The following is a 21,450-nucleotide window of genomic DNA, read 5'->3' on the forward strand; positions in this document are numbered from 1 at the left end:
GCGTATCGCAGGGTTTCCTGCGGTACGCTGTTTTCATATGTAATTACTTCTTTGTAGTAACACTCTTTGAAGCTGACCAAGCACCGTAGTACTTCGTACCCTTTACAGTAGTATACGAGCGAACACGAACATAGTATTTCTTTTTGCCCGAAAGCTTTGAAACAGTGGTCTTGTCGGTCTTTTTATTTGTTATTGTGACTTTCTTTGCACTTGTAAACTTAGAGTTGGTAGCGTACTGAATCTCATATCCAGTAGCAGAGCCTTTCTGTGCCCAGTCCACAAAGAAAGCCTTGCTCTTAGCCGTGAGCTTCTGTATCTCCTGCTTGGCAGGATTTATCTTGAACGTCTTTGTGACAGTGCCTGAGTAATTGCCCTTGCCTTTGATAGTGACCTTTGCCGTGCCGACTTTTGTGTTGTTTGAATAGGTCACGCTGTAATCTGTACCATTCTTCAAAGTTTTGCCGTTTAGCTTGACCGTTACACCAGGCTTCTTTGCCTTGCCGTCATAAGCGTAGGTCGAAGTGGAAAGTGTCACGCTTGCCTTTGAAATGCTAATTCTTGAAAGTGCAGGAATTTCAGCCGTTTCAAGAACTTTCTTGCAGACTGTACATTCCTTGTGTTTTGAGCCTTTAACTCCGATAGAAGCCGCCTTGTCGACTATCCAACCGCTTGACTTGTGACCTGTGGCTGGGATAGTTTCGGTGTAGGAGTCACCGCATGAACAGGTGTATTTTACTGTGCCTGCGGTGGTGCAGGTGGCATTGCTGTGAACTGTTTTTGTATAGCTGTGTTCATGATAATCGTCCAGCGCAAATGGTGAGAGTTTGTAAAGGGTCGGTGCTGAATTATTTGTGACATACCATTTTACCATGCCGTCACTGCATACAACAGGTTGACAATCTGAAAGTCCGAAGGAGTGAGAAATGGCTTTGGTAACAGTTTTGCCGTTTGAGTCAACTGTCATTGTCTTTGTGGCGGTCTTGCCTGTGGAACTGTTGTATTCTTCCCACATAACAAGGAACAGATTGTCATTTATCTTTATAAGCTGAGGGGTGCGGCAGGTCACTTTACTTGATGTGCCGTAGTTTGTGAGGGCAATGTTCTGTGTGCCGTTGAAAAGCTCGTCTGTGACGCTTATGTAAACATTTCTTGTCTTACAATTGCTTGAAACGTCTTTTGCATAGGCTATCAGACAGTTTCCGCTGCAAAGCTCAAAACCGCCTATTGAAGCGCCCGTGTAGTTGCTTTTGTTCATATCGAACTTAACAGGGATAGAAACGTTCACGGCTGTTGATTTTCCGTCAGCCTTATATTTTGTGAGAGTAATACCGTTTACAGAAAGGTAAGAGCCGTTCATTGTGTAGTTGCTTGATTCTGAGTGGTCAACTCTGTAGATGTATTTTCCGCTTTCGTCAGCTTTGATAAATTGGTTGAATGAGTGGCTAACATAGCCGTCTGTAAGATTTGAAACGTCATACATTGAGTCGGTCAGTGACATGGAGGATTCGTCAATGGTGAAAAGCATATTTGCCTGATGATTTATGCCGTCGCTGTCAGCATACATCTCATGGCAGGTGTAAACATAAAGCTTTCCACTCGCTTCTTCCATTCTCAGTGAGCCTGCCGAGAACGGCTTTGTTGTGTTGACTCCTGAAATGCTGCAAGAATTTACTTTGCTCCAGCTTTTGGTGTATTTGACTACTCTCACAACTTCCTTGCTGTCGCTTTCGGAAGTGTTGTTCTGACCGAACACAAGATAGTTATAGTCTTTTCCCGAATAGAAGCCACCGAATATGTTAAGCCCTTTTGATATGGTGCGTTGTGAGATAAGCTTTTTGCCGTCTGCGGAGTAGTTTTCTACCACAATGCCGCTTGATGTGTTTTCAAGCCTTGTGAGCGTTTCGTCGCTGTTTTGTACAAGATAAGAGTTTGTGACCGATGACCATGTGTTGTAATGGTTATCTGAAGCATTGTCTGTTGCACGTCCGCTGAGTATAGTGGCAGAGCCTTTTGTGTCGCTATCCATAGGCGTAACTGTCACTGTACAGCTTGCTTTCACACTGTTGTCGGTGGTGGCGGTTATTGTGCATACGCCTGCCTTGTTTCCGTACACCTTGCCGTCTTTTGTAACAGAAGCCACAGAATTATCACTGCTTGACCATGTGAAGCCGTAGTCTATATCGGAATTACTCTTTGCAGAAAGGTTAAGGCTGTCGCCCGTTTTGAGCGTGGCAGAAGAATTTGAAATCGTAACACTGCTAGGCATTTTCCAAGCAATATTCTCTGAGTAGAAATTGCCGTCAGTATCACGCTCTATGGCTGTCACAGTGCCGTTCGTATAATACAAAGCGAAAACAGGATAAGCTGTTTTATATGAAGCCACCTGCTTGAAATCATTGTTGAACTCCATAAGAGTGTTGTTGTTTACATACATGATAGTGCTGTCATTTTCGCCGTTGTATACAGTTCTTGTTCCAACGCTGTTATATAGATCATTTTTGTTTTCATGTTCCGCTCTTGAAACGCTTCCAAAGAGAGATAATGTATCATCTGTTGATGTATGAAATTTGGCAGATTCCACGATGTTTACAGTGCCGCTTGCAGAAGAAGTCCACGCAAGCTTGCCGTTGCCAAGCATTTGTGCGTTGTCATAATGATAATCGTAATATTTCTGATAGAAATAGTCGATAGATTTATCAGACACGGTTATTTTGTTATTTGAAATGTTTCCAAAGCCAAGGGCGTTCATTTTGTGAGTATAGCCCCAATAAACGTAATCAGCGTTTCTTTCAAAATAGAAGTTTCCGTTTGTGCTGTCAAAGCCTGAGAATTTTGTTATGGCAACTTCGGTGCTGCAGGAGGACAGCTTATTTCCGTTTGAGTCCAGCAGAAATAGATTATCGCCTTTTTCAGCACCGCTGCTGTCTGTTACATAGTAATATATCCTGCCGTTATCGTCAACGCCAAAACAGTTTGGGTAATTTAAAATACCATTGGGCGTATACTTGCTTACATTAACGCTTTTGGTCACCTTTTCCGTATCGGTGTCAAAGGTCTTTATGTAATAAGAATATGACGAACCCTTCACGCTGGAATTGTATGTGCTGGTATCTCTTTCGATATAATAGATCTTGGAGTTATTTGCATATACATTTATAATGTCACCAAGCGTTGCTACAGTTCTCACGGAGTTGTTGGAAAAGCTATAGAATTTAATTAGCTTCTTGTAGTTTTCCACAGTATAATAGTATAGTCCGTTTTTAGTGGCAGAAACCACGTTTACGAAAACCTGATCGGAGCTGTTAAAAGTCAGAAAATCTGACGGCATTTTTACGGCGCCGTTTGCAGAATAAGCCTGAGCTGATATAGCGGTGTTCCCCAATATGCCGTTAATGCTTTCTGGAAGCGGAAGCAGTGCGGCAGAAGCTGTTATAACAAAAGCTGTAAGTCCGGCGGCGATCTTTTTAGTCAACATATTTATCCCTCTTTACTATGATCTTTACCCCGCCCCTATGTGTATATTATACTACTTTTTTTGCCTGATTTCAAGTAAAAAGCTCCGCCACAGCGAATGCCACGGCGGAGTTTTTAGGACTTTTAGGAGAAATTACTTGTTGCCTGTTGTCTTGTAAGCGTCGATCATCTTCTTGACCATCTGACCGCCTACAGAGCCGACCTCACGAGCTGTAAGATCGCCGTTGTAGCCCTGCTTGAGGTTTACGCCAACTTCGTTAGCTGCTTCCATCTTGAACTTGTTGAGTGTTTCTCTGCCTTCCTGAGTTGTGATACCTTTCATTTTCGTATCTCCTTTTCATTTGTTTTTCGGGTTTGCAATAATATTATATGTCTGCATGATTTGATTATAAGAGGTAATTTATAGAACGAAATGGGGCGGTTTTTGGAATGAAAAAAATTAAAAGCTAAAATTAGTATGATTTTAAACGGAGCAAAATTCAAAAAAAATCATTTACATATAAATTATACTTCTTTTGGAAATTGTGTGATTTTGTATAGTCGCTGTTTTCAATTGTCAAAATACCACTGGACACAGTGATTACATGCCCTGCACTGCTGCTGCCGTATTTCAGCATATAACCGTTGAGATCAAGGGTGACGGTGCGGTTGACCACTAATGTGGTGTAAATGGTAATGTCTGACGTCAGTTTGACTGTTCCGTATGAAGCTTCTCTGATTGCTGAAACCAGTTCCGCCGCTGTGGAAACTTCCGCCGTCCCACTCGCTGCCATATTATCCTCGGCAAATACACTTGTCGACACAAGGCAAAGAACCATACAAAGGGTGAGCATGATACTGAGTATTCGTTTTTTCATTTCTTGCTACCTCCGTTTTGTATATGTCGGCTCAATCAAGAGCAATGATTGTAATATTATAGACAGCACCGTTCAGCTGTGTGCCGGGGGTCAACTGGATAAATTCATATTGCAGCACAATATCACTGCCGGCATTGTAGATGCGGTTGAATGCAAACGGCATCCACACTCGTGAATTATCTGCATCGTTCATATACCTTTCGATCAATGTATCATTAAGAATGCCTTGTCTGCCTTTCAATACTACCGAGTACCATCCACCCATGTCGTGAGAAATGCAGACCGAACCGCTGAATGAAATACTGTATGTATGTCCGGCTTTCAGCGTTACGGTTCTATTGGCTCGATCCCATACAAAAAGTCCTCCGGAATTGCAATCTTCAAACAACTGAAGCGGCTGATTGAATGAAGCGCCGGTGCCGCCGTTTGAGGCGTGAAAATACCCCGAACAGCTGCCGTTCTGACCGGCATCGCCCTTGTCGCCTTTATCTCCCTTATCGCCCTTGTCACCCTTTTCGCCTTTGTCACCTTTTTCGCCGTCGATGCCGTCAGTACCGTCTGTTCCGGCAGCCTTTACGCCCGTATCGGTTTCTCCGATCCACCAGTTGCCGTTTTCACCAATGAAGGGGGTGTTGCCGTCCGCACCATCGGAGCCGTTTTGTCCGTTTGTTCCATCCTTGCCGTCGGCTCCGTCCTTGCCGTCAAGACCTTTCAAAACCGAAAGATCGTACAGGTTCAGCCATATTTTATCGCCGACATAGCGCCACTGCAGGGTGTTTTCGCTTACACGGAACTCCGGTGTCTTTCCGTTTGCTCCGTCTGCACCTTTCTGCCCGGTGGGACCTGTGATGTCGGCTATCGCCACAAGGTCCTGCCATTCATCGCCCTCGTAACGCCACTGTATGTGGGTTTCAGCTCGCTGCACCTCTATGCTTTTGGCGTTAATGCCGTCAGTGCCGTTGATACCGTCTTTGCCGTTGGCACCGTCAATTCCATCCTTGCCGTTTTTTCCATCGGCTCCGTCTTTACCGTCAACTCCGTTAATGCCGTCTTTTCCGTTTGTGCCGTTTATTCCGTTCTTACCGTCGGCACCATTAGAGCCGTCTTTACCGTCTGTGCCGTTCTTTCCGTTTTCTCCGGCAGCGCCCCGCAGCTCGGTAAGCGCCACAAGGTCGTGCCAGTCGGCTTCGTCGCTGTATTTCCATTGAATCGCCGTGCCGTTGTTTCGTACCTCCGGCAGTGCGTCGCCTGTTTTTGCTGCCTTGCTCCATCCTATTGCAAGCACGCTGCAAAGCACCAAAAGAGCGGTGCAAAGCGCCAAAAGTGTACCTGTGAGTAGTTTTTTTCCTGTTTTCATCTTTTTTCCTCCGTTCGGAATTGTTTATCACGGCGGAGCTTTGCACCGCTGCCCACGCCGTAAATGAGCGGCGGTCGATAGGCTTATGCTTGGTTTGCTTTGTACTTATCCACAAACAGGGCGACCCCCTGTTTTAAGACCTCCATCTGGGTTTTCAGATAATATTCATCCTCAAACATCGCGTAATGAACGCAGGCGCGGACGAATATAAAGATCAGCGGCGTGATGACCGTATATGGAATGCCTATCTTCGGCTCCAGTCGCTTGGCGTACTCGGTATAGCGTTCGTTCACGCCTTCAAAGAATTTCTTGCCGTGCTCGATATACTTCGGGTGCGTATATATCTGATACATCAGGCGATATTTTTTTCCGTGCTTTTTTGCTGTCCAATACGGGACCTCCTTCACAAAACGGACAACATCCTCGGGGTCGGTGGGTGCCATCTCCATAAAGTCGTCCTCAACCTTTTCCATACAGTATGCCGTTGACTCAATGATCAGTTCATCAAGGTTTTTAAAATACGAATACAAATTTGCTTTCGTGCATCCGCACGCATCGGCCAGTGCTTTAATTCCTGTGCCTGTGAGCCCGTTTTCCGCATAGCACTCGAAGCACTTTTCCATTAGTTCACGTTTCCGCTCATTGTGCTGTTGCTCAGTTGTTTTCATGTTGCTTCGCTCCTTTTATGCGTACCGACCGTTCGTTTATGATTAGTATAACACAGATTTGTAACAAAGTCAAGGATTGTTCAAAAAATGAAGAAGATAAAGTTTCAACATGATCTTATAAAAAAAGTCCTTACAGCAGAAAGAAAATAGCGGCTTACCTCAACGATCAAAACCGTACTAATAAATATGTCCATAAGACTTATGGAAAGATGGGATAGGCTTATTGACTTTCCATGTTCTCATATGATATAATAAATTCATATTAACACAACATTTCTGCTCAGGGGGTATATCAAATGAAAAAGCAAAATGCAGGGCTTATCGCTCTGAGTATCGTTTTTATTCTTATGGGTGGTTTCTCTACTATCTATAACCTCAGCAAGTATGTTTCAAACAGGGTTTTCATGTCAAGTGCTGAGAAAACCACAGGCTATGTGAAGTGGATAGACCATGAGTTGAAAACTTGGGGACATAACAAAAAGGCAAGCAACAAAGCTGAAACATATTACATAACTGTCGCTTTTGATGTTGGCGGCAAGGAGTACACAAGAGAGATCTTCACAGGCACATATTATGTGAGTCAGAACGAAAAAGTGAACGTGTATTACAACACTGACAAAAATGGTGAGCCTGATAAGGTCGTGACCGATATTGATAATGATAAAAGACCGTATCTTACTTGGCCGCTGATACTTTTGCTTGGCATTGTGCTACTTGTGCTTACTAAGAAAAATATTATCTCAGTGGGGAGAAGAAGATAAAAAAGTAATCATTAAAATAGTAACCAAAAGAAACTTTGTGCAACTAAATAACAGAAAAGCAGAAAGGAGATCTTTATGAAGGTGATCTATAAATGTGCCGCCATTTTGACGGCGGCGATATTGTCAGTGCAGTTTCCTTGCGCAGCTTTTGCGGATGCGGAGCATGGCGGAGATAATGACAGCCCGAAATTCAAGATGGGCAGGATAATTTTTACTGATAATGGTTATGGCTACGAAAAGGAAGGTCTGGAAAAATCGGAGATCGCTGATGAGGATCTGACCGATACGGAAGACGGGGTTTCAGCTTATGCACAGAGGGCAACGGCTTCACTGCCTGCGAAATATGACCCCAGATCTAAGAATACGCTGACGACTATCAAAAACCAGTTCCAGACAGGCACTTGCTGGGCGTTTGCGGCACTTTCCTGCACTGAGAGCAATCTTATCCAAAAGGGGCTTGAAAATCAAAACGTGCAGTTTTCTGTGCCGAGCCTTGTCCTTTCTACATATGCTAACGGCGGATTTGACGAGTCAATATGGGATTGCGGCGGAACGTGGATGGATTCGTCCCTTGCAATGGCGGCCCATAGGGGACTTTGCTATGATGAATATGAGCCTTTCGTGTCTGACGCAACGGAAGCCACTATCGTATCTGAGGAGAAAAAGGGAGTTTGCGAATATCAGCTTAATTACGCTTCCACTATCACAGGCGGACGAAACGCCATTAAAAACAAGATAAAAGAGCTTGGCAGCGTAATGGTGAGCTATTATGCAGACGACCTGTATATGACCTTTGATAACAAAAGCTATTACGATCCGGAAACTACAAAATATAGTGGAATAAATCATGCCGTAAGCGTAGTGGGCTGGGACGATAATTACAGCAAGTCAAATTTCCTTGCAGGCTATCAGCCAAAGAAAAACGGGGCATGGCTTGTGAAAGGCTCTTGGGGAGTATCCAGTGGCACAGACGGCTATTACTGGATATCCTATGAAGAGGCAGAAATGACCGATTGGGTGGCGTTCGACCTCACTGAAAGCTGTGATAATAATTACCATTATCCTGCTAATAAGGATAATTCTATATTTTATGTTAGCAATGAAAATAAAATGAGCGGTGCTGATGTTTTTACAGCAAAAAAAGACGAGCTTCTTGACAAAGTGGGCTTTATGTATCTTGGCTACACCGGAAAGTCTGACTACACCGTGCAGGTCTACACTTCTGTTTCAGACAGCACTCCTGTGGGGATACTTGAATGTGAGGTCAGCGGAAAGGTGCAGAGCGACGGCTTTTATACTGTGGATATCCCTGATGTTGAGCTTGACGAGGGCGAAAAATATTCTGTCGTGATGACATTCAGCGGTGATGACGGCTCAGGCTATGTGACCGTTTATGGCTATTCAGACGGGGTCACGAAGCCTGGTCAGGCGTATATTTCCAATGACGGCGACAGTTGGACGGACGTTACCGACAAGGACGCTTATACTGGTCAGCCTATAATATTTGCCTATACCGATGATATAGATAAGTCTGATAAAAGCGAGCTTGAAACACTTGTGGCAAAGTATGAAAAGCAGAGCGGTTATGAGCGTGAGGTCAACAACGGCAAAAAAGTTATTGCAGACGAAAACGCTTCAAAGAACGATATCACCAATGCCAAGCTTCTTATAAAGGCAAAGGCGAAAGAGATAAAGGAACAAAGCCTTGTTATAAAGACAGCGACGGATTGGAAAAACTTCGCAAAGCGTGTATCAGGCGGTGAAAGCTTTGCAGGAAAGCGTGTTGTGCTTGAAAAAGACATCGACTTCGGTGGTGCAAAGATATCGGCAGTAGGAACGGCCTCAAAGCCTTTTTGCGGATATTTTGACGGCAACGGACACGTTCTGAAAAACGCTGTTATCCAAAACAATTCTTATGCAGGTCTGTTCGGCTACGCTGAGGACAGAGCGCAGATAAGAGATCTCAGCGCTGAGAAAATAACTGTCAGCGGTAAGTATGCAGGCGGGATCGTTGGTGAATTTGATGCGGTATCTATCCAACGCTGTACGTTCAGCGGAACTGTCAAGGGTACAAGCTCGGCAGGCGGAATCGTGGGCAAAGCAGGTGGTCTGACCCTGACAGAGTGTGCTTCAGACCTTGCAAAGTCAAGCAGTTCAAATGCTAAAGCTATGGTGGGCAGCATTGATAATGACGCTTTTTATTATGGACAGCAATCTGCCGATTGCTGGTATAACGGCAACTTTTCTGACAGCAAGGTAAAGAAAACGGCTTTGTCTAACGTTACAAGCTCTGCAGCTTATTCGCTGAATACCATTGGCGGAAAGCAGACAGACAGCGGCAGGTGGACAATGGCAGGCGGCAAAGCAAGGCTAACTCGTCCTGGGGAGCAGGCTTCGCACAAGATAACATTTGAAGCCCCTGACGGCAAGCATTATGCCTGCACTGATAAGGACGGCAAGGTGAAATATCCTGCTGTCAAAGTGCAAAGCGGTTATGCTCTTAAATGGTACAAGAACGGCATTGCTGTCGATGCGAACACAGTTTATACTGCTGACAGCACAGTAAAGGCAAAGCTTGTTGAAGCAAAATTTGTCACTATCGACTATGTTTTAAATGGCGGCACGAACAGCACAGGCAATCCAGAATACCTCAGCAAAGACGAAAGCGTGACGCTTTCCGAGCCGACAAAAGAGGGTGCAGACTTTGCAGGCTGGTATGATAACGCTGAACTTTCAGGTGAAAGAATAGAAAGCATCTCATATTCAGGCGGTGCAAAGACCCTTTATGCCGCATGGAAGCCTTATACATATAACGTTACGTTTGTGGATAAGGACGGCAAGGTGATAAGTCAGCAGACAGTGGAATATGGTAAGTCTGCAAAAGCTCCGAAAGCCCCTGCTATAAAGGGTCTGCGTTTTACAGGCTGGGATAAGGACTATAAAAACGTCACAAAGGATATGACTGTCACAGCGGAGTATTCTGACAGCAAGCTCATTGCAGACTGCGAGATATCAGGCTTCAAGAACAGCTTCACATACACAGGAAAGAATATTGAACAGCCTGACGTAACGCTCACCTATGAGGGCAAAGAGCTTAAAGAGGGCGTGGATTACACTGTTTATTATAAGACCAATCGTAACGCAGGACCTGCAAAAATGACCTTTGTTGGAAAAGGCGAATACAGAGGCTCTGTTGCAAAAAGCTTTACTATCCAGCCAAAGGACGCTTCCAAGTTAAAGCTTTATTATGCTACACCGCTGTCGTTCACCGGCAAGGAGATAACACCTGATGTGCTTATAAAGGACGGCAATAAGACCCTAGAGCGTTATATTGATTATATGGTGATGTATTTCTCAAACGTGAACGTTGGCACGGGCAAGATAACAGTTGAATTTTACGGAAACTATAAGGGCAAGCAGACCGTTTCCTTTGTTATAAATCCTGCAAAACAGCAGATACAGGTGCTTGAAACAAGATACAAGGGCTTTTTTGTGGATTTTGTGCAGAAAGGATCTGCAACAGGCTATGAGGTCCAGTATGGCACAAGATCTGATTTTTCAGATGCTTCCACTTACAGATCCACCAACAACAAGACGGATAAGATTACGGTACTTGGATTAGGGAATTCAAAAACATATTATGTAAGAGTTCGCTCTTATACTGTCAAGGGTGGAAAGACCTATTACGGCAATTGGTCAGACGCTAAAAGCATTGTGACGGCAAAGACTAATTTTGCAAACGCAAAGGTCAGCGGTATTTCTTCAAAAAGCTTTACCGGCAAGGCGATAACGCAGAAGATCACAGTAAAATACGGTTCAAAGACCCTTAAAAACGGCACAGACTATACTGTGAAATATTCTGCAAACACAAAGGTCGGCACCGCAAAGGTGACTATCACAGGCAAGGGAATTTACGGCGGAGTTATCACCAAAAGCTTTGCTATCTATCCTGCAAAGCAGGTGATACAAAAGCTTTACGGCACGTATGCAGGCTTCTTTATAGATTATGCACAGAAAGGCTCTGCCACGGGATATGAAATATCATACTCACAGCGTTCCGACTTTAAGGGAGCAAAAAGTATAAAGGTAACAAACAACCGCACCGATAAAAAGACAGTTTCCGGGCTTGCAAGATATCAAAAATATTACGTCCGTGTAAGAAGCTACACTGTCAAAGGCGGAAAGACTTATAACGGAGCGTGGTCCGATAAAAAATGGGTCTATACTCAATGATATGACAGACGATAAAAATGCCCCTGATCATTTTCTGGTCAGGGGTGTTTTTGTATGCTTAGAAAAGTTCTGCTTTGTACTTGATAGAATCCTCCTCAGTTATCTCACGGATAACTCTGCATGGATTTCCTGCCGCAAGAGAATTTGGCGGTATGTCACGGGTGACAACGCTTCCTGCGCCGATAACACAGCCCTCGCCTATGGTAACTCCGCCTGTGATGACAACATTGCTCGCTATCCAGCAGTTGGAGTGTATTGTGATAGGCTTGCCGTATTCATCATCATAAACAGTGCCGTCAGACTTTTTCTTCATGTTACGCTCCTGCCATCTGAATGGGTGAACAGGTGTGGCAATGGTGCAGTTGGGACCGAAAAACACGTTGTCGCCAATCGTCACAGGGCAGGTGTCAAGCACTGTCAGATTGAAGTTTGCATAGCAGCCTGAGCCGAACTTTGTGAAAACGCCATAGTCAAAATACACAGGACCTTGGAGAAAAAAAACCTCGCCATGGTCGGGCAGAAGCTCATCAAGGATAGCGTTTCTTCTCTCATCATCTTCATACAAACTGCTGTACTGCTGTGAAAGCTTGTGAGCCTTTGTCCTCAATTCTGCAAGCTCCTTGTCGGAGGAGTCATATATCTTGCCAGCAAGCATTTTTTCTTTTTCAGTCATTATAAAACGCCCTTTCTGCGTGTAGTTTCATTTGATTTTGTTGAGAGTATAGCACAAGTTTCGGGCTGTGTCAATAGTTTTTGGGGGTCGAGTGGTAGAATAAAAAATGGTATACAAAAAGTGGAGAATGCTTATGGGCAAAGCACTCTTCACTTTATTATACTATATGAAAAGCTTGGCAGGGTAGAAAAAGTTATAGGTAAAATCCCTGCATATAATTTGTGTACATAAATGTGTCCTCGTCATCAGCGATATTGTCACCAGCAGGCTTTTTTCTGCCACTAACGCAAGAAGCCAAAATTATCAGACCGCCTAGAACAATTGCAACGCTCACTCCAAGGGCTACCAAAACCGCACAGAAAATTTTTACTATCATAAACACCGCTCCAATCATATTTCTCATACTTCGCCATAATTACTATTATGATTATATGCTGGTTTTGCCTGATAATCAATAAAAGCCGTGTAAAATGCAGATAAAAATCAAGTCAGCTTTTGTCTGGATCAAAAATCTTGTGGTAAAAATATTTTTCAAAACGTTTCATGATTTAACAATTTTAAGTGAAAAAAATTATAGCTTTCAGCTTAGTATAAAAATGCACAAACTGAGCTTTTTGTAAATGGTTAGCATTGTATATTACACTGAAAATGTACGATTCTTGAAAAAATATACATAAATATGGGGCGAATACTTGACTACATTAAAATTTTGTGATAAAATTATTAACGTGAATGAGTGTATAGTTTATATTACATTTATTGCTGATGCATTTTAGTTGTGAAAGAACTCGAAGTATAAGGAAGTTTAAGAAAATGAACAGAAAGATAGCAGTAGCAGGAACAGGTTATGTTGGATTGTCGCTTGCAGTATTGCTTGCACAGCACAATCATGTAACGGCTGTTGACATTATCCCTGAAAAGGTTGAGCTTATCAATAATAAAAAGTCTCCTATTCAGGACGATTATATTGAAAAGTATCTTGCTGAAAAAGAGCTTGATCTGACGGCAACGCTTGACGGCGAAACGGCGTACAAGGATGCAGAATTCGTAATAATTGCAGCTCCGACTAACTATGACAGCAAGAAGAATTTCTTTGATACTTCAGCTGTAGAAGCAGTTATAGAGCTTGTTATGAAAGTCAATCCTGAGGCTATCATGGTCATAAAAAGTACTATCCCAGTTGGCTACACAAAGTCAGTAAGGGAAAAGTATAGCACTGATAAGATAATTTTCAGCCCTGAGTTTCTCCGTGAGTCAAAGGCTTTGTATGATAATCTGTATCCAAGCAGAATTATCGTAAGCTGTGATGATGATACAAGAGAAAAAGCAGAGCTTTTTGCAAAGCTTTTGCAGGAGGGTGCGATAAAGGAAGATATTGACACGCTCTTTATGGGATTTACCGAGGCTGAGGCTGTTAAGCTGTTTGCAAATACTTATCTTGCGTTGAGAGTTTCGTATTTTAATGAGCTTGATACTTATGCAGAGGTAAAGGGACTTAACACTCAGGATATTATAAATGGTGTTTGTCTTGATCCTAGAATTGGCAATCATTACAATAATCCAAGCTTTGGTTATGGTGGATATTGTCTGCCAAAGGATACAAAGCAGCTACTTGCAAACTATGAAGATGTTCCACAGAACATGATGTCTGCTATTGTTGAAAGCAATAGGACTAGAAAAGATTTCATTGCGGATAAGGTGCTTGAGCTTGCAGGCTATTATACGGGAAGCAGTAATTGGGATAAGGATAGAGAAAAGGACGTTATTATAGGCGTTTATAGGCTTACAATGAAGTCCAACTCAGATAATTTCCGTCAGAGCAGTATCCAGGGCGTTATGAAGCGTATCAAGGCAAAGGGCGCTACGGTTATAATTTATGAGCCGACCCTTGAGGACGGCGACACGTTCTTTGGCAGCAAGGTGGTAAACGACTTGGAAAAATTCAAGTCAATGAGCCAGTCTATTGTTGCCAACAGATATGACAGCTGTCTTGATGATGTTAGGGATAAGGTCTATACTAGAGATCTGTATGGAAGAGATTAATTAGCTAGGAGCTTGATTTATGTACAATAACAAAGATGATCAGGAACCCTTTAAACAAAAAGTATGGCTTGCGTCACCTACAATGCATGGTGAGGAGCTTGAATATGTTACTGAGGCTTATAATACCAACTGGATGTCTACAGTCGGTAAGAATATAAATGAGGTCGAGAAGATAGCGGCGGAGAAGTCTGAAGTCAAGTATGCTGTTGGCCTTTCATGCTGCACGGCTGCGCTTCATTTGTGCTGTAAGCTTGCTGGCGAGAGGCTTTATGGCAAGCCTGCGATATCTCATGGCGCTCTTGAGGGCAGGAGAGTTTTTTGCAGCGACATGACCTTTGACGCTACTCTCAACCCAGTTGTTTACGAGGGCGGTATCCCTGTTTTTATCGACACTGACAGAGATACTTGGAACATGGATCCTGTGGCGCTTGAAAAGGCTTTTGAGATGTATCCTGAAGTCAAGCTGGTAGTAAGTGCTGAGTTATACGGTTTTCCTGGAAGAATGGACGAGATAAAGAAGATATGCGAGAAGCATGGTGCGCTTTTGATCGAGGACGCTGCTGAGGCTATGGGCGCTACCATTGACGGCAGACAGTGTGGAAGTTTTGGCGATTACAGTGCGGTAAGCTACAATGGCAATAAGATAATAACAGGTTCTAGCGGCGGATGTTTGCTGACGAACAGCCTTGAAGATGCAAACAGGGCTCGTAAGTGGTCAACGCAGGCTCGTGAGAATGCGGCATGGTATCAGCATGAAGAGGTCGGGTACAACTATCGTATGTCGAATGTTATTGCAGGAGTCGTTCGTGGTCAGTATCCGCATCTTGAGGAGCATATTGCGCAGAAAAAAGCAATATACGAGAGATACAAAGAGGGTCTTAAAGGGCTTCCCGTTAAAATGAATCCTATCGTTGAGGGAACAGAGCCAAATTATTGGCTGTCTGCACTTATCATAGATAAAGACGCAATGTGCAAGCAGGTCAGAAATGACAGCGAGGCTTTGTACATCAAAGAAGCCGGCAAGACTTGTCCTACTGAAATTTTGGAAGCGATAGCAAGCATAAATGCAGAGGGAAGACCAATATGGAAGCCAATGCACATGCAGCCTATGTACAGAATGCACGAGTGCGTTGGTCGCAACGGCAGTATCAGATGCCGCACAAATGCTTATATTGCAGGCGGTGCAGAAGATGTAGGCGCTGATATCTTTGACAGAGGCGCTTGCCTGCCTAGCGATAATAAGATGACTGAGGAACAGCAGGAGAGAATTATTCGGGTTATCAGGAGTTGTTTTGAGTAATGTATGCGAAATACATAAAGAGAATACTTGACTTTGTTTTGAGTTTAATGGCACTTATCGTGCTGTCTCCGCTGTTGGTGATATTGATAATTCTTGGTGCAGTGTTTATGAGGGGCAACCCGTTTTTTACTCAGGCACGACCTGGTAAGAATGAGAAGATCTTTAAGCTCATAAAGTTTCGGACTATGGACAATCGCAAGGACAAGGACGGAAAGCTTTTGCCTGATGATGTGCGTTTGAATAAGTATGGAAGGATACTTAGGAGTACTTCGCTTGACGAATTGCCAGAGCTTATCAATATTTTGATAGGGGATATGAGCATTGTGGGTCCGAGACCGTTGCTAGTGAAGTATCTTCCGAGATACAACGAAGAACAGCGTCATCGTCATGATGTTAGACCTGGTTTGACGGGATATGCCCAGGCACACGGTAGAAATGCTGTTACTTGGGAAGTAAAGTTTAAAATGGATGTTTGGTATACTCGCAATATTTCGTTTATAACAGATGTAAAAGTTATAATTGATACAGTTAAAGTTGTATTAAAAAGGGACGGTATTAGTTCTGATACATCGGCTACTATGGAAGAATTTATGGGAACTAAAGAGGTAAGTTAATGAAACAATTACTTATAGTCGGTGCTAGTGGGCATGGCAAAGTTGTTGCGGATATTGCAGAATTGAATGGTTATGATAGCATCTTGTTTTTTGACGATAACGAAACTTTGAAAAAGTGTGGAAAACATACAGTTGTAGGTTATTCTTCTGAGATAGATAGGTACGAAGGCGATATCATAGTAGCTATAGGCAATGCTGAAATTCGCAGTCGTATACAAGACAGCGTGGCTAGCAGAAATTTTCCGACTTTAATACATCCAAGTGCGGTCATATCGCCGTCTGCTCAAATAGGGAGCGGAACTGTCGTTATGGCAAATGCGGTTATCAATGCCGACGCTGTTGTAGGAAAAGGCTGTATAATAAATACCTGTGCCTCGGTCGATCATGATTGTATAATTGGTGATTATGTGCATATATCAGTTGGTGCTCATGTTGCTGGTACGGTTGATATTGGTAATAAGACATGGATCGGTATAGGTGCGACAGTTAGCAATAATGTTAGTATTTGCGGGGGTTGTATTATCGGTGCAGGTGCTGTTGTTATTAGAGATGTGAATGAAAGTGGTACTTATGTTGGGGTACCAATAAAAAGGTGTTTGCTGTGAAGAAGATTTGTTATGTGGTAACAATTTCAGGTACTATTCGTTCGTTTTTTATTCCGCAGTTGAATTATTTGGCAAAGAACGGATTTGATGTTAGCGTTATATGTTCTGATGATGGAATGATAGGTAGTGAGCTTGGTGATTTAGTCAAATTCATTCCTGTAGATATACCACGTGGTATTTCTGTTTTTGGATCTATAAAGGCAATAAAAAAACTTAAGATTATATTTAGACGTGAAAAATTTGATGTTATTCAGTATTCTACACCCAATGCTGCTTTGTATTCTTCGATAGCTGCAAAATGGGCAGGTTGTAAAATAAGAAATTATCATTTAATGGGTCTGCGCTACTTAGGTGCACATGGAATTGGAAGAAAAGTATTAAAAACATTAGAGAAAATCACATGTAATAATTCAACTTCAATTGAATGTGTTAGTAAATCTAACATGAAATTGGGTGTTAAAGAAGGCTTATTCCCAAGTGATAAAGTTACTGTTGTTTGGAATGGAAGCACTGGTGGAGTAGATCTATCAAGATTTGATTTTTCTCAACGGAAGAAATGGCGTAGCGATGTTAGAAAAAAATTAGGTTATACAGAAGATGACTTTATTTATGGCTTTGTTGGTAGAATAACTAGGGATAAAGGAATTAATGAATTGTTGAAATCTTTTTTTAGTTTGAAAAGCGATGCAAATCTTCTTTTGATTGGTCGATTTGAGCATGAAGAAGATTTGGATCAGGGGTTGTTGACAACTGCAAAAGAAGATAAAAAAATATGCTTTCATGATGCAGTTACTAATATAGAAGAGTATTATGCCGCTATTGATATTTTGGTTCTTCCTAGTTACAGAGAGGGATTTGGTAATGTTGTTATTGAGGCTGGCGCTGTAGGTACCCCAGCAATTGTGTCAGATATTCCTGGCCCGATAGATACTATTATTCAAAATGAAACGGCTTTAGTTGTTCCTGTAAAAGATGTTCATGCGTTGACTGAGAGCCTTGAACAGGTACGAAAAGTTGATTATAATGCTATGGGAAAAAAAGCTGCGCAATTTGCCAGAGAAAAGTTTGATAGTAAGATTTTGTGTGAGAAGATTTTGGAAAGAAAGCAGTTATTAATTGATAAAGTTGTTGTATAAAATGGTGACGATTTAATAGGAGTTTAGTATTCAAAAAAGAGGTGTAGTATATGGATGACTTGATTAGTGTTATTATTCCGGTTTATAATGCCGAAAAGTACATTGAACGTTGTGTTAAAAGTATTCAGAATCAAACCTACACCCATTTTGAATTAATTTTAGTAAATGATGGCTCAACAGATAATTCACTGAACTTATGTGAAATTCTAGCATCTAATGATGACAGAATAGTCGTAGTGACTCGTGATAATGGCGGTGCTAGTGCTGCTAGAAATACTGGTCTTGCCCATATTCGTGGAAATTATGTCATATTTGCCGACAGCGATGATTATGTATCTCCGAGTTATTTAGAAAATTTATATTTTGCAGCAAAACAAGGTAATTATGATATTGTACAATGTAATTTGGAAAGCACATCTGATACTAATAAAAAACTTCAAACAGTTGCCTTTGATTCTTCTGATGTAAAAGAAATTACAAAAGTTCAGGCTTTAAATGAAAGAAAGTACAAAGTTTGTGTATGGGGAAAAATTTATCGTTCTCATATTTTTTGTGATTTCCATTTTCGTGAGGGCATTATATACGAGGATGATGCATCTTATTATATTTTTGTTGATCGAGCAAAGAAACTTTCTATATTAGATGAAACATTGTATTTTTATTTTATGTCAGAAAACAGTGTAATGCGTAATAATCAAAAAGATAAAAGCACTGCATTTGTTAGTATTTACGAGGATAGGATCAAGTATTTTTCTGAAAGAGATGAAAAGGCTCTTTTGGAAGGAACGTATGATAGATTTTGTTTAGTATTAATGCTGAGTTTTTCGTCATCATTGGAGCATGACAATAATATTAATGATAGGAAACATTGGTTGAATTTATTTAACAAATATTATCCTTTGGTAATAAAAGCCAAGTTTGTTAGCACTAAAGATAAGGTAATGTTTACGTTATTTAGGCTTTCACCTAGAATCATAGGTCGAATAATCGGAAAATTAAGGTGATAAAATAATGACTGTAAGTTATAGTGGTATCACCGTGGAGACAGTGGGAGAGTTTCTTGTATATCTGCACGGATTAGAGCTAACACAAAGATAGGTGAAGGCTATGTTGTGACATCAGATATTATGGATAATGTTGCAGTTATTACGGATAAACAAAAATTTGTTATTTATAAGGGATAAAGGGTCTTAAACACTATGAGAGTTTTGCAAATAAATGCAGTGTACGAAAAATTTAGCACGGGACGTACTACTAAAGAACTACATGAAGCAATGTGCAATAGGAATATTGAATCATATGTAGCTTGTCCCGATATTGCACTTTTATCTGAAAATGCATATAAAATTGGAAATAAAATAGATAGGAAGATACATGCCTTGCTTTCAAGAATTACAGGTAAGCAAGGATATTTCTCACATTTTGCTACACAAGGTTTGCTGAATTATATAAAAATAATTCAACCTGATGTGATTCATTTAAGAAATCTTCATAGTAATTATATAAATCTATCAATGCTATTGGAATATATAGCAAGAAATAATATTGCGACTTTACTAACTTTGCACGATAGTTGGTTTTATACTGGAAAATGTGTTTACTACATAGAGTGTAATTGTAATCGGTGGAAGGAACATTGTGGGGATTGTCCTGCTTTGAAATTAGGAAATCCAAGCTTTTTCTTTGATAAAACTGAAAAAATGTTAGCTGATAAAAAGGAGTTATTTAGTTCTATTGAAAGATTGGCTGTCATTGGCGTTTCACAGTGGGTCACAAAAGATGCAAAAAAATCGATTTTGAAAGATGCTCGTATAATTCAGTGTATATACAATTGGATTGATTTAGAATGTTTTCGACCTAGAGATTGCAGTGAATTAAAGCATTCTATGGGATTAGATGATAAATTTATCGTATTTGGAATTGCAATGAGTTGGAATTCTCAAAAAGGCATTAACCTTTTTCATGAACTTGCAGATTTATTACCTGATAATTGTAAAATTGTATTGGCTGGAGATGATTCTTCAATACAAATAAAGCACTCAAATGTTACATATTTAGGAACAATCAAGGATATTGATCTTTTATCAAAACTATATTCGATGGCAGATGTTTTTGTAAATCCTACAATTCAGGAGACTTTTGGTAAGACAACAGCTGAAGCAATGGCTTGCGGAACACCCGTGGTCGCATATAATGGGACAGCAACGCCAGAATTAGTTGGACTAGATGGTAGTTGCGGCTTTTTAGTTGACGAAAATGATCCAAAACTTTATTGTGAAAAAATCTTAAAAATACAAGAACATGGTCAAATGGCATTTGGAAAGGCAGCTCGTCAACGAGCTGAAAATATGTTTTCAAAGGAAAAAAATATTCAAGCTTATTTGGATGTTTATGAGAAATTATTGAATAATGAGTGGAGTGTGTAATAATGAGGATACTAGTCCTTTCAAATGAAGTTTGGAATGACAGGATAAATGGAAATAATGTTACAACAAACTGGTTTGAGGGGATGGATGCGGAGTTTGCTAATATATATTTAAGTCCTGATGCACCATATAACAAATGTTGTGAAAAATATTTTCAAGTTACAGATACTATGATGTTAAAAAGCATTTTGAGAGGTGAAAAAGCTGGAAAAACGGTAAAACAAATAGACTTTGACAACGGAGATCGATCTGATACCGCTGAAAATGAACCTCAAAAATTATATCGATTTCTAAAATCCATAAGTGGAGGATTTTTAAGGTTGGTGAGGGAATTTCTTTGGCTTTGTGGAAAATATAATATTGAGTCTTTAAGAAAATTCATCAGTGACTTTCAGCCAGATGTTATTTTTTCAGAGAGAATGGCAACTTGTAAGATGCTTCGATTGGAAAGACTTGTTTGCAGTTTAACTAAAGCCCCTATATTTGCTTTTACAGGAGATGATGAGTATTCATTGAGACAATTATCTTTTTCTCCTTTTTTTTGGATAAATAGGTTTATGGTTAGAAAGATGCTCAGGAAAAACGTAAAAGAATATAAGGTGTATTATACTTTGTCATTGGAACAAAAAAAGTATTATGAAGAGGTTTTTGGCTGTCAATGTAAATTGTTGCAAAAATGCGGAGATTTTGGTGCTATTGCCGAGAGAAAAAATGTTAATCAGCCAATAAAAATGATTTATGCTGGTAAATTTTATTGTAATAGATGGAAGGTGCTAGCAAAGATTGCGGATTCAATTCGCAGAATAAATAAGGATGACGTGAAAGTAGTCCTTGAAATCTATACAAAAGATATTCCTACAAAGAAGCAAAAAAAGTTGCTCGATGATGGACGGAATGCAATAATTAAAGGTGCTGTTTCTCAGGAAGAATTGATGAAAATATACCACCAATCTGATATCGCATTACATGTAGAGTCTAGTGATGTAAAGTATAGACTTGCGACGAGATTTTCTTTTTCTACTAAAATCATTGATTGTATTTTTAGTGGTTGTGCCGTTATGGCGTATTGTTGGGATCAACATTCTGGGTACACTTATCTAAAAAGAGAGAATGCTGGAATTTGTGTATCATCAGAAAAAGAGTTAGATTTGATTTTAAGTGAAATTTGCACTAACACAGATATTATTTATGACTATTCATATAAAGCATATTTGTGTGGAAAAAGAAATCATAGTAGAAAACAAGTTCAGAAAATGCTGCTTGATGATTTTGCAAGGTACAGTTAATGCGGGAGGATATATTT

The 21,450-nt window shown here is 40.9% G+C and carries 17 protein-coding genes; 10 read left to right on the forward strand and 7 right to left on the reverse strand.

Annotation, left to right across the window (positions count from 1 at the left end):
• Positions 1-43 precede the first annotated feature (43 nt).
• The 5 genes from KQH97_RS02385 to KQH97_RS02405 all read right to left on the reverse strand — a co-directional run bounded on the left by KQH97_RS02385 (position 44) and on the right by KQH97_RS02405 (position 6,356).
• Complete coding sequence (locus KQH97_RS02385; RefSeq protein WP_216552483.1) at positions 44-3,475, reverse strand: Ig-like domain-containing protein; 3,432 nt, start codon at positions 3,473-3,475, stop codon at positions 44-46.
• A gap of 132 nt (positions 3,476-3,607) precedes the next feature.
• On the reverse strand, positions 3,608-3,796 hold the full coding sequence (locus KQH97_RS02390) for an alpha/beta-type small acid-soluble spore protein (RefSeq protein ID WP_046440070.1): 189 nt from the start codon (positions 3,794-3,796) through the stop codon (positions 3,608-3,610).
• 157 nt (positions 3,797-3,953) lie between these two features.
• Positions 3,954-4,331 (reverse strand): pectate lyase-like adhesive domain-containing protein, encoded by a 378-nt coding sequence (locus tag KQH97_RS02395; protein WP_216552485.1) that lies wholly within the window; start codon positions 4,329-4,331, stop codon positions 3,954-3,956.
• A 31-nt stretch (positions 4,332-4,362) separates the two neighbouring features.
• Positions 4,363-5,688, reverse strand: coding sequence for a hypothetical protein (locus KQH97_RS02400; RefSeq protein ID WP_216552487.1), 1,326 nt, complete (start codon positions 5,686-5,688; stop codon positions 4,363-4,365).
• An 83-nt stretch (positions 5,689-5,771) separates the two neighbouring features.
• On the reverse strand, positions 5,772-6,356 hold the full coding sequence (locus KQH97_RS02405) for a TetR/AcrR family transcriptional regulator (protein WP_046440066.1): 585 nt from the start codon (positions 6,354-6,356) through the stop codon (positions 5,772-5,774).
• Between the two features lie 296 nt (positions 6,357-6,652).
• Here KQH97_RS02405 and KQH97_RS02410 point away from each other — a divergent pair, with 296 nt between their 5' ends.
• Both KQH97_RS02410 and KQH97_RS02415 read left to right on the forward strand, forming a co-directional pair.
• A complete protein-coding gene (locus KQH97_RS02410) occupies positions 6,653-7,117 on the forward strand; it encodes a DUF3592 domain-containing protein (RefSeq protein WP_195387804.1) in 465 nt (154 codons plus the stop codon).
• A gap of 75 nt (positions 7,118-7,192) precedes the next feature.
• Positions 7,193-11,350: a C1 family peptidase gene (locus KQH97_RS02415; protein ID WP_216552489.1), complete on the forward strand. Its 4,158-nt coding sequence runs from the start codon at positions 7,193-7,195 to the stop codon at positions 11,348-11,350.
• A 58-nt stretch (positions 11,351-11,408) separates the two neighbouring features.
• Here the strand turns inward: KQH97_RS02415 and KQH97_RS02420 are convergent, their stop codons facing one another.
• Positions 11,409-12,023, reverse strand: a complete 615-nt coding sequence (locus KQH97_RS02420; RefSeq protein ID WP_216552492.1) for a sugar O-acetyltransferase — start codon at positions 12,021-12,023, stop codon at positions 11,409-11,411.
• A gap of 193 nt (positions 12,024-12,216) precedes the next feature.
• Positions 12,217-12,399 (reverse strand): hypothetical protein, encoded by a 183-nt coding sequence (locus KQH97_RS02425; RefSeq protein ID WP_216552494.1) that lies wholly within the window; start codon positions 12,397-12,399, stop codon positions 12,217-12,219.
• A gap of 437 nt (positions 12,400-12,836) precedes the next feature.
• Here KQH97_RS02425 and KQH97_RS02430 point away from each other — a divergent pair, with 437 nt between their 5' ends.
• From KQH97_RS02430 to KQH97_RS02465, 8 genes are all read left to right on the forward strand, one after another.
• Complete coding sequence (locus KQH97_RS02430) at positions 12,837-14,066, forward strand: nucleotide sugar dehydrogenase (protein ID WP_216552496.1); 1,230 nt, start codon at positions 12,837-12,839, stop codon at positions 14,064-14,066.
• A 19-nt stretch (positions 14,067-14,085) separates the two neighbouring features.
• Complete coding sequence (locus KQH97_RS02435; RefSeq protein WP_216552498.1) at positions 14,086-15,366, forward strand: DegT/DnrJ/EryC1/StrS aminotransferase family protein; 1,281 nt, start codon at positions 14,086-14,088, stop codon at positions 15,364-15,366.
• On the forward strand, positions 15,366-15,980 hold the full coding sequence (locus KQH97_RS02440; protein ID WP_216552500.1) for a sugar transferase: 615 nt from the start codon (positions 15,366-15,368) through the stop codon (positions 15,978-15,980). Before KQH97_RS02435 ends, KQH97_RS02440 begins: the two co-directional genes overlap by 1 nt.
• Positions 15,980-16,585: an acetyltransferase gene (locus KQH97_RS02445; RefSeq protein ID WP_216552502.1), complete on the forward strand. Its 606-nt coding sequence runs from the start codon at positions 15,980-15,982 to the stop codon at positions 16,583-16,585. Before KQH97_RS02440 ends, KQH97_RS02445 begins: the two co-directional genes overlap by 1 nt.
• Positions 16,582-17,721, forward strand: a complete 1,140-nt coding sequence (locus tag KQH97_RS02450) for a glycosyltransferase family 4 protein (protein ID WP_216552504.1) — start codon at positions 16,582-16,584, stop codon at positions 17,719-17,721. The genes KQH97_RS02445 and KQH97_RS02450 overlap by 4 nt, the downstream gene beginning before the upstream one ends.
• Positions 17,722-17,771: 50 nt before the next feature.
• Positions 17,772-18,725, forward strand: coding sequence for a glycosyltransferase (locus KQH97_RS02455; protein ID WP_216552506.1), 954 nt, complete (start codon positions 17,772-17,774; stop codon positions 18,723-18,725).
• Between the two features lie 195 nt (positions 18,726-18,920).
• The gene (locus KQH97_RS02460) at positions 18,921-20,147 is read left to right on the forward strand and encodes a glycosyltransferase (protein ID WP_216552508.1); all 1,227 of its coding nucleotides are present in this window, start codon (positions 18,921-18,923) and stop codon (positions 20,145-20,147) included.
• Between the two features lie 2 nt (positions 20,148-20,149).
• A complete protein-coding gene (locus tag KQH97_RS02465) occupies positions 20,150-21,433 on the forward strand; it encodes a hypothetical protein (RefSeq protein WP_216552510.1) in 1,284 nt (427 codons plus the stop codon).
• The last annotated feature ends 17 nt before the right edge of the window (positions 21,434-21,450 follow it).

The sequence above is a fragment of the Ruminococcus sp. MSJ-25 genome, from assembly GCF_018917825.1.
GTDB classification, from domain to species: domain Bacteria; phylum Bacillota; class Clostridia; order Oscillospirales; family Ruminococcaceae; genus Hominimerdicola; species Hominimerdicola aceti.

Excerpts from the sequence above, each read along its gene's own strand:
- KQH97_RS02385 (WP_216552483.1), bottom strand. The coding sequence starts at position 3,475 with ATGTTGACTAAAAAGATCGCCGCCGGACTTACAGCTTTTGTTATAACA.
- KQH97_RS02390 (WP_046440070.1), bottom strand. The coding sequence starts at position 3,796 with ATGAAAGGTATCACAACTCAGGAAGGCAGAGAAACACTCAACAAGTTC.
- KQH97_RS02395 (WP_216552485.1), bottom strand. The coding sequence starts at position 4,331 with ATGAAAAAACGAATACTCAGTATCATGCTCACCCTTTGTATGGTTCTT.
- KQH97_RS02400 (WP_216552487.1), bottom strand. The coding sequence starts at position 5,688 with ATGAAAACAGGAAAAAAACTACTCACAGGTACACTTTTGGCGCTTTGC.
- KQH97_RS02405 (WP_046440066.1), bottom strand. The coding sequence starts at position 6,356 with ATGAAAACAACTGAGCAACAGCACAATGAGCGGAAACGTGAACTAATG.
- KQH97_RS02410 (WP_195387804.1), top strand. The coding sequence starts at position 6,653 with ATGAAAAAGCAAAATGCAGGGCTTATCGCTCTGAGTATCGTTTTTATT.
- KQH97_RS02415 (WP_216552489.1), top strand. The coding sequence starts at position 7,193 with ATGAAGGTGATCTATAAATGTGCCGCCATTTTGACGGCGGCGATATTG.
- KQH97_RS02420 (WP_216552492.1), bottom strand. The coding sequence starts at position 12,023 with ATGACTGAAAAAGAAAAAATGCTTGCTGGCAAGATATATGACTCCTCC.
- KQH97_RS02425 (WP_216552494.1), bottom strand. The coding sequence starts at position 12,399 with ATGATAGTAAAAATTTTCTGTGCGGTTTTGGTAGCCCTTGGAGTGAGC.
- KQH97_RS02430 (WP_216552496.1), top strand. The coding sequence starts at position 12,837 with ATGAACAGAAAGATAGCAGTAGCAGGAACAGGTTATGTTGGATTGTCG.
- KQH97_RS02435 (WP_216552498.1), top strand. The coding sequence starts at position 14,086 with ATGTACAATAACAAAGATGATCAGGAACCCTTTAAACAAAAAGTATGG.
- KQH97_RS02440 (WP_216552500.1), top strand. The coding sequence starts at position 15,366 with ATGTATGCGAAATACATAAAGAGAATACTTGACTTTGTTTTGAGTTTA.
- KQH97_RS02445 (WP_216552502.1), top strand. The coding sequence starts at position 15,980 with ATGAAACAATTACTTATAGTCGGTGCTAGTGGGCATGGCAAAGTTGTT.
- KQH97_RS02455 (WP_216552506.1), top strand. The coding sequence starts at position 17,772 with ATGGATGACTTGATTAGTGTTATTATTCCGGTTTATAATGCCGAAAAG.
- KQH97_RS02460 (WP_216552508.1), top strand. The coding sequence starts at position 18,921 with ATGAGAGTTTTGCAAATAAATGCAGTGTACGAAAAATTTAGCACGGGA.
- KQH97_RS02465 (WP_216552510.1), top strand. The coding sequence starts at position 20,150 with ATGAGGATACTAGTCCTTTCAAATGAAGTTTGGAATGACAGGATAAAT.